The 12,184-nt window shown below is 40.5% G+C and carries 8 protein-coding genes; 5 read left to right on the top strand and 3 right to left on the bottom strand.

Translation table 11 applies throughout. From position 1 onward, the window contains the following. Positions 1-17: 17 nt before the first annotated feature. On the bottom strand, positions 18-1,238 hold the full coding sequence (pepT, locus tag AB5062_RS16670) for a peptidase T (RefSeq protein ID WP_368326921.1): 1,221 nt from the start codon (positions 1,236-1,238) through the stop codon (positions 18-20). A 107-nt stretch (positions 1,239-1,345) separates the two neighbouring features. Continuing rightward, complete coding sequence (locus AB5062_RS16665; RefSeq protein ID WP_005841679.1) at positions 1,346-2,752, bottom strand: amidophosphoribosyltransferase; 1,407 nt, start codon at positions 2,750-2,752, stop codon at positions 1,346-1,348. Between the two features lie 98 nt (positions 2,753-2,850). Between AB5062_RS16665 and crcB the strand changes: the two genes are divergently transcribed. Next, positions 2,851-3,216, top strand: a complete 366-nt coding sequence (gene crcB / locus AB5062_RS16660; protein WP_032952631.1) for a fluoride efflux transporter CrcB — start codon at positions 2,851-2,853, stop codon at positions 3,214-3,216. Positions 3,217-3,290: 74 nt separating this feature from the next. Here the strand turns inward: crcB and AB5062_RS16655 are convergent, their stop codons facing one another. After that, complete coding sequence (locus AB5062_RS16655; RefSeq protein ID WP_032952632.1) at positions 3,291-4,046, bottom strand: NigD-like protein; 756 nt, start codon at positions 4,044-4,046, stop codon at positions 3,291-3,293. A gap of 296 nt (positions 4,047-4,342) precedes the next feature. On the opposite strand from AB5062_RS16655, the gene AB5062_RS16650 reads away from it, so the two are divergent. The 4 genes from AB5062_RS16650 (at position 4,343) to coaW (ending at position 11,912) form a co-directional block, all read left to right on the top strand. Then, positions 4,343-8,332: a response regulator gene (locus AB5062_RS16650; protein ID WP_032952633.1), complete on the top strand. Its 3,990-nt coding sequence runs from the start codon at positions 4,343-4,345 to the stop codon at positions 8,330-8,332. A gap of 106 nt (positions 8,333-8,438) precedes the next feature. Then, positions 8,439-9,056, top strand: a complete 618-nt coding sequence (locus AB5062_RS16645; protein ID WP_032952634.1) for a phosphatase PAP2 family protein — start codon at positions 8,439-8,441, stop codon at positions 9,054-9,056. A gap of 37 nt (positions 9,057-9,093) precedes the next feature. Further along, complete coding sequence (locus AB5062_RS16640; RefSeq protein ID WP_032952635.1) at positions 9,094-11,010, top strand: sialate O-acetylesterase; 1,917 nt, start codon at positions 9,094-9,096, stop codon at positions 11,008-11,010. Between the two features lie 77 nt (positions 11,011-11,087). Further along, positions 11,088-11,912 carry a type II pantothenate kinase gene (coaW, locus tag AB5062_RS16635; protein WP_005852264.1) on the top strand — a complete coding sequence of 275 codons (825 nt, stop codon included), beginning with the start codon at positions 11,088-11,090 and terminating at the stop codon, positions 11,910-11,912. Positions 11,913-12,184 lie beyond the last annotated feature (272 nt).

The raw sequence follows: 12,184 nt of genomic DNA, 5'->3' as shown, positions 1-12,184 counted from the left end.
TAAGGTTAATAAATTACTTATCTTGCCACCAATTCAGCGATTTTCACCACCACTTTCATGGCTTTCTCAATAGACTGGATTGGCACGAACTCATATCTGCCATGAAAATTCAAGCCGCCGGCAAAAATATTGGGACAAGGCAATCCCTTGAATGAAAGTTGTGCACCATCCGTTCCACCGCGGATAGCCTTCACCTTAGGTGTCACGCCCGCCTCTTCCATAGCCTTGAAAGCGATATCAATGATATGCATCACCGGCTCAATTTTCTCACGCATATTGTAATACTGGTCTTTCAATTCCAATGTAACGGTGCCTTCTCCATATTTCTTATTGATGATTTCCGCCCACTTTTTCATATTTTCCTTGCATGCCTCAAACTTGGCACGGTCATGATCACGGATTATATAAGAGATGGTAGTCTGCTCTACTTCACCCGTCATGCCAATCAAATGATAGAATCCCTGATAACCATCAGTACATTCGGGCACTTCGTCCGTAGGCAGTAAAGACACAAACTCATTAGCTACACGCAAGGAGTTGATCATTTTATCCTTTGCATATCCCGGATGTACGTTACGTCCTTTAATAATCACTTTCGCAGAAGCGGCATTAAAGTTTTCAAACTCCAACTCCCCTACTTCACCACCATCCATCGTATATGCCCACTCGCATCCGAATCTCTCCACATCAAATTTATGTGCACCCAAGCCTATTTCTTCATCAGGATTAAATCCCACACGAATTTTTCCATGCTTGATTTCAGGATGTTCTTTCAAATATACCATAGCCGAGATGATTTCAGCAATACCCGCCTTGTCATCAGCTCCCAACAATGTTTTGCCGTTGGTTACAATAAGATCCTCCCCTTTATGATCCAACAGTTCGGAAAATTGCTTGGGAGAAAGTATAATGTTGTCTTCTTCGCATAATACAATATCCGTTCCGTCATAACCATAGACAATGCGTGGGGTGACTCCCGCACCCGTCATATCGGGACTGGTATCCATGTGTGCAATAAATCCGATGGTAGGAACCGGTTTATCCGTATTGGCCGGCCATGTGGCAAACAGATAACCATTCTCATCCAAAGAAATTTCCTGAAAGCCCAATTGTTCCAATTCAGATCTTAAATATTGTGCAAACACCATCTGCTTCGGTGTACTGGGGGTAGCCCCGCTATTCTCATCAGACTGAGTGTCGAAGCTTACATATTTTAAAAATCGTTCTATTACCGTCATTTTTCTTTTTGTTTTAATATTCATACTTGCCTGTAAAAATAGAAAAAGAGCCGTGAATTGCCAAACAAATCACGGCTCTTTTTCATTAATATTTTATTATTTTGTTATTAGAAGCAACTGGAACCATCAAAACAATGGGTACATACCTTACATTTTGGTAATCCTATCGCTTCTACCAAAGTTTCCAAAGTATTGAATTTCAAGGAGCTCAAACCGAAGCGGTCGGCAATCATTTGCACCATCTTCTTATACTCCGGCGAATCTGTCGTTGCATATTTTTCCAGATTCTTATTTTCATCGCCTTCAATCTCCTTAATCATCCGGCGGGTTATCAATTCCAAATCACTTTTTGAAGAAGTGAAACCAATGAAAGGGCATCCATAAATCAATGGCGGACAAGCAATGCGCATATGAACCTCTTTGGCACCATAATCAAATAAAATTTTCACATTATCACGAAGTTGGGTTCCACGCACTATAGAATCGTCACAGAACAACACGCGCTTACCTTCCAGCATTGCACGATTAGGTATCAGCTTCATTTTTGCTACCAGTGAACGCATTTCCTGATTGGCAGGAGTAAAACTACGAGGCCAGGTGGGTGTGTACTTGGCAATAGCACGATGATAAGGAATTCCTTTGCCTTCAGCATACCCCAATGCCATGCCTACTCCCGAATCAGGAATACCGCAGGCACAATCAACTTCCGAATCGTCCTTCTGCCCCATTTTATAACCACTCATAAAACGTACTTCCTCTACATTTTTCCCTTCATAGCATGAAACAGGAAATCCATAATATACCCACAAAAAAGAACAAATCTGCATTCCTTCGTTCGGCTTGCGCATTTGTTCCATTCCGTCGGCACGCAAGCGAATAATTTCGCCCGGTCCTACATATTTCTCTATTTCATAATCCAGATTCGGCAAACTGCTTGATTCACTTGTCGCAGCATACGCACCCTCTTTTTTACCTATCACAATCGGAGTACGCCCCCATTTGTCACGTGCTGCTATAATACCATCTTCCGTCAATATCAGCATGGAGCATGATCCTTTGATTTTATTAAAGACATTCTCTATACCATCTACAAAATTTTTCCCTTGCACAATAAGCAATGCGATCAGCTCCGTCTGATTCGTCTTGCCAAGACTCATTTCAGAAAAGTGCATATTAGCTGCCAGCAAGTCGCGTTCCAATTCCGTAATGTTATTGATTTTAGCTACTGTGACGATGGCGAACTTGCCCAGATGCGAGTTTATCACGATAGGCTGCGGGTCCGTATCACTGATAATGCCGATACCCGAACTACCTTTGAACTTTGGAAGTTCAGATTCAAACTTCGTGCGGAAATAAGAACTCTCCAAATTGTGGATAGAACGCATAAATCCCTCTCCTTGGGCATACGTAGCCAAACCACCTCTTTTTGTTCCTAAATGTGAATTATAGTCCGTCCCGTAAAATAAGTCGGTGACGCATTCAGCCTTTGAGACTGTTCCAAAAAAACCACCCATTCCTTTTTGCGTATTTTTCGTTTAGGGTGCAAAATTACGAAAAAAGTTTGGCTCTGAATGAATAATCATTGCTATTTTTGCATTAAAATGTAGCATTTATGAAATCACTATTACTCATCTTCTTGGGAGGAGGTACAGGAAGTGTACTTCGCTACCTGCTTACCATAAGCATTTATCGCCAGGGAACAACGAATTTTCCGTGGGGTACTTTCGCAGTCAATATTTTGGGTTGCATACTGATCGGGGTATTCTATACCCTCACCTCACGCATTCATATCAACAATGATATAAGACTGATGCTCACTATCGGATTTTGCGGTGGCTTCACTACTTTTTCCACTTTCAGCAACGAAAGTCTGCAATTACTGAAATCAGGACTCTACCCCTCTTTTTTCACCTACATCATCGGTAGTGTGGTATTGGGTATCCTCGGAGTAATGCTAGGGATATGGATGAGCGAATAAAGCAAAAAAATATCCCTCCGGCTCTATACCACATAGAACAGGAGGGATTGAAATTGCACCTCAGTTATTAAACCTTATTTTAATCTCAAGACACTTCGTCCGGCTGTAATGGCTGCACTGTTTGCAGGAGTTGACTTACGGGTACAATAATCAAATTCCGCAGTTTTCTCTCCGTTAAATGATTTCCATTTTAATTTCAGCTTCACTGTTTTTCCTTCAGTGTCAGGCAAGGAATCCAAATTAAATGCCACCAGTCCGTCGGCAGGTTCACCATATACATCACCAAAAGCATTATGACGGAATTCTACCTCATAAGGATTTTCAGCATCTTTACTCATCAACAAATTGACAATATGAGCTTGACTGCGATTCCCCCACATGGTTCTGAAACGCAAAGTCAAATAACCGTCCTCGGCAATTGTTACCCAATCGTTAATCATATCTACAGGGTCAGTACCATATACTTCATCATTCTTATCTCCTAAATCACCGGCAATCGGTTTTGTCAAGATACTGTCTATCCAGTTGATATGTACAGCCTTGTCATACTCTCCGCTTGACTCATTCACCGGATCGAAATTTACAAGGGCCCTTACTTCCTTCTCACCATAGGGAGAATTTTTCATATTGACAGGTAACAGTGTCGTACTGTCATCCAACTGCATAAAAAATGAATTGTCGGCCACCGGTTTCACAGTAACCAGTGCATTGGGCAACGCATATCTATAATAATCATTATCATCATCATCCAAACAGGATTGAAAGATCATCACAGAAGCAAGTACCGCTACAGACGCAAGCAATTTATTAAAACCAAAAAACTTTTTCATTGTGCTTTTCTTTACTTAGTTAATTATTCTAGTTTATAAGTCCTTTCTATTGAAAGAAATGCAGGCCATACCATAATGCTGCACGAAGTTTTGTTAAGAAAACATAATCATCTGACAGTTATGTTACAAACCTTCTTCCATTTATATTTCTTATATTCACACAAGCGAGCCATAGGCGAACAAAGGGATAATTTTACCGAAATTTAGCTCATCTCAAATTACTAATCCTATGATTTTTTTATCTTAATTTTGTTACTGTTTTTTGAAAAAAGAAAAGATTTAGAATAAAGAGTTTTATGAAAGCTACTATCACAAGTCTCATTTTTTTACTACTGTCATTAACCGTCTCATCGCAGACTTATAAATACATTGGCATAGAAGAAGGACTAAGCAATCAGAAAATATACAAAATTCAGAAAGATGCTCGTGGATATATGTGGTTCCTTACCCATGTGGGGATAGACCAATATAACGGAAAAGAAATAAAACATTATAAATTAAGAGAAGGTAACAGGGAACTAGACCCGTTATTGAATATAAACTGGACTTTTTTAGATAAAACAGGTACACTACTGGTCACAGGAAAACAAGGCAGAATTTTTCGTTATGATTCAGGCCACGACCGTTTTGTACAGATATACAGTATGTACAATTACTGGAATAAGGACTACCATGCTTTCGTGAGATATAGTTACATAGACCAGGAGGATAACGTATGGCTGTGCGGCAAATCGGCTATCCACCTTTTTAACATAGAATCCGGACAAAAGCAACGAATCTCTAACCGACTGGGAAATATCACCTGCATAGAACAGATAAACAGTGAACATTTCTTTATAGGTACAGACAAAAGAATCTATCTGGCAAAACTGGAAAACGGGAATTTAAAAGAGCTCTCCTGCGGCAAACTGGGAATGATGGATATGCACGTACATGAATTATATCTACACCGTACAGCCAACAAACTATTTATAGGCACTTTTGAAAAGGGAGTCTATATATATGACTTGAACAGCCAGAAAATTGTACGTCCCGAAGTAGAACTGACAGATGTGAATATTACACGGATCAGTCCTTTGAACACAAAGGAGTTATTAGTAGCCACTGAAGGAGCAGGAGTACACAAGTTAAACATAGACACCTATGAAACAGATCCTTATATCATTGCAAACTATGGTAGTTACAACGAAATGGACGGAAACATTATCAATGATGTATATGTAGACAACGAGCAGCGTATCTGGCTGTCCAACTATCCTACGGGAATTACCGTCCGCAATAACCAATATACCAACTACAACTGGATAAAGCACTCTATTGGCAACCGGCAGTCACTAGTAAACAACCAAGTAAACTCCATTATAGAAGACAGTGACGGGGATCTGTGGTTTGGAACAAGCAACGGCATCAGCTTATACGATTCAAAGCAAAAGCAATGGCGTTCTTTCCTAAGCTCTTTCAATCACGGACTAAAAAATCAGAACCGCATTTTTATTACTTTATGCGAAGTCTCTCCGGGTATTATATGGGCGGGAGGATATGCATCGGGCATTTTCCAGATTACCAAGAAAAACGGAAACATAGAATACCTCACCCCTGCCCAATCCTTCCATCTGAATGTACGTGCCGACAAATACATACGCGACATTAAAAAGGACAGATACGGGTGTATATGGTCCGGAGGATATTATAATCTGAAATGCTTTAATCTGAAGACACGCCAAGGACGTCTTTATCCCGGACTAGGTTCTGTTACTGCCATTGAAGAAAAGGACAGTACATCTATGTGGATAGGTACCTCCACCAATCTTTTTCTACTGGACCGGAATTCGGGCAAATACCATGAAATACCTCTGCCCGGTGGAGCGACCTACATTTATACGTTACACCAAGAAGACAATGGTTTACTCTACATTGGCACCAGTGGTTCCGGACTATTTACTTATGATCCGGTAAAAGAATCAATCAGCGCCCATTACCATACAGGAAACAGCCCGTTAGTATCAAACAGCATTTATGTTATTCTACCCACAAAAGACGGGAATATCTTGATGAGTACCGAAAATGGTATCAGTATTTTCTCGCCTACCAACCGCCAGTTCCGCAACTGGACTCGCGGACAAGGGTTGATGTCCACCTGTTTCAATGCCGGCTCCGGCGTACTACGTGCCAATGGGAACACCGTATTCGGAAGTACAGACGGTGCACTGGAATTCCCCCCAAACATAGAGATGCCCAAAACAGGAGATTCACATATGATATTCAGCGATTTCCGTATTTTCTACCAAACTGTATATCCCAATGATCCAAACTCTCCTCTGACTAAAGATATCGACCAAATAGAGAAATTGAATCTGAAATATATGCAAAATACATTTTCCATCCGAGTATCCTCTATCAATTACGATTATCCGTCGGACATACTATATACCTGGCAGTTGGAAGGATTCTACGATGGCTGGACTACTCCCAGTGACGAAGGAACTATCCGATTTACTAATGTTGCTCCCGGCACCTATACACTGCGTGTACGTTCCGTTTCCAAAGAGGATAATAAACACGTGTTGCAGGAGCGGATATTGAAAATAACTGTAGCACATCCCGTGTGGCTCAGTTTTTGGGCTATTTGTATTTATGTCCTGACTATCATTTTAGCAACATACGTCATTTTCCGCCTTCATTCCATGCGCAGAGAAAAAAAGGCCTCGGATGAAAGAACTCGGTTCTTTATCAATACAGCGCATGATATCCGTACTCCGCTGACACTGATAAAGGCACCTTTGGAAGAAATTCAACAAAAAGAAAATTTAAGTGAAGAAAGTCAGGCCAATATGCTTACAGCCATGAAGAACGTGGACACTTTGATACGCCTCACCACCAATCTGATAAACTTCAGCAAAGCCAATGTGTACTCCTCCTCCCTTCGTATATCGGAACACGAACTTAATACCTATATGGAAGGAATATACCATGCCTTTTATAGTTATGCAGAAGCCAAACAGATCAAACTCGACTACAAAAGCAACTTTGAATATCAAAATGTATGGTTCGACAAAGAAAAGATGGACTCGATCACAAAAAATCTGATTTCAAATGCCATCAAATATACTCCCGCCCACGGTGAGGTACACATTATCACCCGCCATGACAAGGACAACTGGAGTCTGGAGATTACGGACACGGGCATCGGGATTCCTGCCAAAGAACAGAAAAAGTTATTTAAGTTACACTTCAGGGGCAGCAATGCCATCAATGCAAAAATTACAGGCAGTGGAATCGGACTGATGTTAGTGTGGAAACTGGTACGTATTCATAAAGGAAAGATCAGCATAGAAAGCGTAGAGAATAAAGGCACCCGCGTAAAGGTTATCTTCCCCCAAAAACAATTCCGAAGTCAACAGGTTCCGACAGAAACGGTACAACAAGAAAACGTGGTACCAGTATCCCCTAGTGCAGTCTCTCCCCACACTTATAAAGATCAGTATCGGCAGCATGTTCAAAATGCACAGCGCATCCTGGTTGTGGAAGACCATGACGATCTACGCGAATATCTGTCTCATACTTTATCCGAAGCTTATCAAGTGGAAACATGTACCAATGGAAAAGAAGCCTTAAAAATCATCCCCGAATTTAAGCCTGATTTAGTATTATCGGACATTATGATGCCCGAAATGCGGGGGGACGAATTGTGTTCTGCTATCAAGAATAATATACTGACGTCTCATATCCCTGTAATTCTGCTAACAGCATTAAATGACGAAAAGAATATCGTTGAAGGGTTGGAAACAGGTGCGGACAAATACCTGATAAAACCTTTTAACATAGGAATACTAAAAGCATCCATAGCCAATATACTGACTAACCGTGCACTACTTCGTAGCAAATATGCAGAAATGGAACTACACAATGACAGCATTTCCATAAATTATAGCAACACATTGGATCAACAGTTCCTGGAAGCAGTAAAAGAAACAATAACTGAAAATCTAGACAATTCAGGTTTCAACGTGGAGTCACTCTGTGCTTCACAAAATATGAGCCGTTCCAGTTTCTACAATAAACTAAAAGCATTGACAGACCAAGCTCCGGCAGACTATATCCGCCTGATCCGGCTGAAACGGGCAGCGCAATTACTATCCGAAGGACAGTATAATATATCCGAAATATCAGATATGACCGGGTTTAATGATGTAAAATATTTCCGCGAGGTATTCAAAAAATACTATAAAATAAGTCCTAGCGGATATAGCAAGGGAGAAATGAAGGAAGAACCGACTAAAACATAAGATTCCTAAAGAAACTTATTTTGAACAAAATTTATCATTAACGCATTAACAGATAAAAGAGAAAATGAGTACTTTCGGGGCATTCATCCGTAGAATAAACTGACTTATGATAGGAAAAATTAAAATGATGGCAATCATCACGTTTTACGTAGCTGTATTACTTGTTATTGCAGTGTATTTGCAAGACGGAAGCGGAACATTCTCCCATTTTTTCGAAAATGCAAATCTATACATACGTAATTTGCGTAATGTACATGCTCCGGCTTTCCATCAAACTTATGACAATTATCTGCAACTTTTTCCACTCATACTTCTATTCGGACTGAAATTGGGAGGAATAAGAGGTAATTTCGGATGGAAACGACTGTTCACTTTCATAGTCTTGTCAGTCGTACTGACGCAGCTGGTAGTAAATGGATTAAAACTCACCACCGGGGTGCTTCGCCCGGATGCCACAAATTATTTCTCTTTTCCTTCCGGACATACGGCAGCAGCGTTTATGGCAGCTACCCTATTGTATAAGGAATATGGATTCAAAGGATATTGGGTAGGATTAGTAGCATACGCAGCAGCTATAGTTACAGGGTTTACCCGCATTCTGAATAACCGTCACTGGCTGTTTGATGTCATCATTGGTGCGGCCTTGGGAATATTGCTTACAAATTTGGCTTTCCGTCTGGTACAACTCATATTCAAAGACCGGGGACTTATACAACATAAATAAATACTATAAACTTAATAACACAACAAACTTGGCACTTATGAAAAAACAAATGATCTTATTGGGAATGTTAATGGCATTTTGTATGGCAGAGGCCAAAGTAACACTGCCTGCATTATTCACAGACAATATGGTATTACAACAAAAATCGAATGTCATTTTTCATGGCCATTCATCTACAAAAAAAGAAGTGATAATAAAAACGGGATGGAATAAGCATCCCTATACGACATCACCTGACAAAGAAGGAAATTGGAAAATAGAAGTTCCTACCCCATCTGCCGGAGGTCCTTATGAAATTATCATTTCGGACGGGGAGGAGCACATACTGCAAAATATTCTGATTGGCGAAATATGGTTGTATACAGGAGAATGTGAAACAGAAACTCCCATAGATATACCCTCCCAACCTTATATCCGTCTGTTTCAGACAAAAAAAGAAATCTCTTTAGTTCCCAAGAAAGATTTGCATGCTACACAAGAAGGTTGGAAAGAATGTACATCTGAAACCATAACCGGACTCCCTGCAATCGGATATTTTTTTGCCAGTCAGTTACAAAAAAACCTGAAAGTACCCATAGGTATAATAAGTTGTACCTGGAAAGATACTCCTGCAGAAGCATGGGCCAGTTATGATGCGTTAGAAAACCTGCCAAGTTACAACAAAGAAACTGAAATGCTTGAATCCTTGGGGTTCAATCCTGAAAAAATAGAAGCAGAATATGCCCGTCAAAGAGAAGAGTGGTATCAAGCTCTTTACGAACACGATATGGGATGGTGCGATGACCACCAAGTATGGGCGGAACCTGATTATTCGGATGAGAACTGGAAAACAATGGAACTTCCGGGATACTGGGAAGATAAGGGAATGAAAGACTTCGATGGAGTAGTGTGGTTCAGAAAAACGATAGATATTCCACGTAACTGGGCTAGAAAAAATGTCACAATAAATTTAGGGAACATTGCCGATGAAAGCATCGTATATTATAACGGGACTGAAATAGGACGAAACACGAAAGCCGATGCGTCCCGCTATTACACAATTCCCTATAAGCTGGTAAAACGCGGAAAAGCTGTACTGACCATACGTGTGACCAATTACAAAAGCAAAGGAGGAATATATGGCCGTCCAGAAGACATGAAGCTGAGTGTAAAAGGCAAAGATCCTATCTCATTGGCAGGAGAATGGAAATACCTATCCGGTCTCTCATTAAGTGGAATCCCCCCTGTACCCATTTCACCAGAAAGTAACCCTAAGTATCCCACAGGATTATTCAATGCAATGATACATCCGCTTACCTCTTTCCCTCTTCAAGGTGTTATATGGTATCAAGGAAAGAGTAATTTGGAAAGCAGCGATGAATATGCAGACTTATTCATGTCATTGATAGCCGACTGGCGCGATAAATGGCAAAAACTACAAATGCCTTTCTACTTTGTGCAACTGCCCAATCATGAGAAAAAAGAAGAAGCACAAGATGATTCAGACTGGGCGGCCATGCGTGAAGCACAAGCACAGGCTTTACACTTGAATCATACAGGCATGGTGGTAACCACCGATATTGGGAAAGAAAAAAGCGATACCTTCCAAAGTACTCTGGAAACAGGTCTTCGCCTATCACAGTTAGCTTTAAAGCAAACTTACGGAAAAAGAAAAATGCCTCAATATCCGGTTTATAAAGGCTACAGCATCGAAGGAAATACCCTTCGCATCCATTTTGAAAACTTAGGAAAAGGATTCTTGCATCCCGACCCAGTACGCGGATTTATAATCGCAGGTACAGATCGGATTTTTTATCCGGCAACAGTAACTGTAAAAAAGAAAGAAATAATTGTACAATCACCCGATGTACCTCATCCTGTAGCCGTAAGATACAATTGGGCCAACCATACTGATGGTACCTTATTCGGAGCATCAGGCCTGCCTGTAGCTCCATTCCGAACAGATAATTGGTAATTATTGCAAGCTATATGAATAGCCACTTAGATAATTCCTGTATATTTGCACTATTTTAAAATAAACAAAGAAAAACAATGGGAATGGTAATAGGTATAGACGTAGGCGGAAGCACCACCAAGATAATAGGTGTGGATAAAGAAGGCATAAAACATCCTATGATTGTAAAAGCCGAAGATCCTATCACTTCGTTATTCGGTGCTTTCGGCAAATACATATATGATAATGGAATCAGCTTAAACGACATTGATAAAGTCATGTTGACAGGAGTGGGAAGTGCTTACGTAAACCAACCCTTATATGGACTCTCTACTGATCATACGGATGAGTTTCTAGCAAACGGTCTTGGAGCTCACTATGACTCCCAATTGCAAGACCTTATTGTAGTAAGCATGGGTACCGGCACCTCTTTTGTAAAAGTGGAAGGAGGTAAAAACATATCTCACATAGGTGGTATAGGTATTGGCGGAGGAACCATTCAAGGACTATCTCGCCTGTTGTTAAAAACACAGAATATTCATCAAGTGGTAAAGATGGCAGAAAAAGGTGTAATAGAAAATATTGATCTGCAAATCAAGGATATTTGCAATACCCCTCTACCTGGACTGCCTCTGGATGCCACCGCTTCCACATTTGGCAAAGCAAGTTCAAACGCCTCTATGGAAGATGTAGCAGCGGGAATCATTCATATGGTATTACAATCAATAGGACAATCTGTCATATTAGCAGCACTGAATAGCCACATTAAAGATTTTGTCCTAATAGGTAATTTGACCAAAATGCCACAATGCAAAGAAATATTCCCAGTTATGGAAGAAATGTACCAATGCCATTTTTGGATACCTGAATATGCAGAGTATCGCACGGCATTGGGAGCAGCACTAGCTTATACACATAAATAAGAAAGAGAACTGTACTGTTCCTAACTCCTTTGTATTATTATGCTTAGCATAGCAGCAAGATTTTTCAGCTCAATGAAAAAGAAAAAGTGCATCTCCCGCTGATCTTCTAAAGTGGGAGATACAATAAATATCATAAAATTAGCCAACTAATTTATACTTAAAGTAGGGATATTCAATAAATATTCCTAAAACATGAGTACCCGGCGAGGGTTTCCGGAACCGCTTCCGCCGGAGAAAGGACATGGCGGAGCCTTCCGGACAGTTCCGTGGGA

The organism is Phocaeicola sp. RTP21359st1_B8_RTP21360_211022 (assembly GCF_040911965.1).
Taxonomy (GTDB): Bacteria; Bacteroidota; Bacteroidia; order Bacteroidales; family Bacteroidaceae; genus Phocaeicola; species Phocaeicola vulgatus.
Note: the sequence above shows the minus strand (reverse complement) of the source record. Positions and strands in the feature narration are given on the sequence as shown.

Bases quoted from the DNA above. Each gene is read 5' to 3' on its own strand.
- AB5062_RS16645 (WP_032952634.1), top strand. From the start codon at position 8,439: ATGATAGGAAAAATTAAAATGATGGCAATCATCACGTTTTACGTAGCT.
- pepT (WP_368326921.1), bottom strand. From the start codon at position 1,238: ATGACGGTAATAGAACGATTTTTAAAATATGTAAGCTTCGACACTCAG.
- coaW (WP_005852264.1), top strand. From the start codon at position 11,088: ATGGGAATGGTAATAGGTATAGACGTAGGCGGAAGCACCACCAAGATA.
- crcB (WP_032952631.1), top strand. From the start codon at position 2,851: ATGAAATCACTATTACTCATCTTCTTGGGAGGAGGTACAGGAAGTGTA.
- AB5062_RS16655 (WP_032952632.1), bottom strand. From the start codon at position 4,046: ATGAAAAAGTTTTTTGGTTTTAATAAATTGCTTGCGTCTGTAGCGGTA.
- AB5062_RS16640 (WP_032952635.1), top strand. From the start codon at position 9,094: ATGAAAAAACAAATGATCTTATTGGGAATGTTAATGGCATTTTGTATG.
- AB5062_RS16650 (WP_032952633.1), top strand. From the start codon at position 4,343: ATGAAAGCTACTATCACAAGTCTCATTTTTTTACTACTGTCATTAACC.
- AB5062_RS16665 (WP_005841679.1), bottom strand. From the start codon at position 2,752: ATGGGTGGTTTTTTTGGAACAGTCTCAAAGGCTGAATGCGTCACCGAC.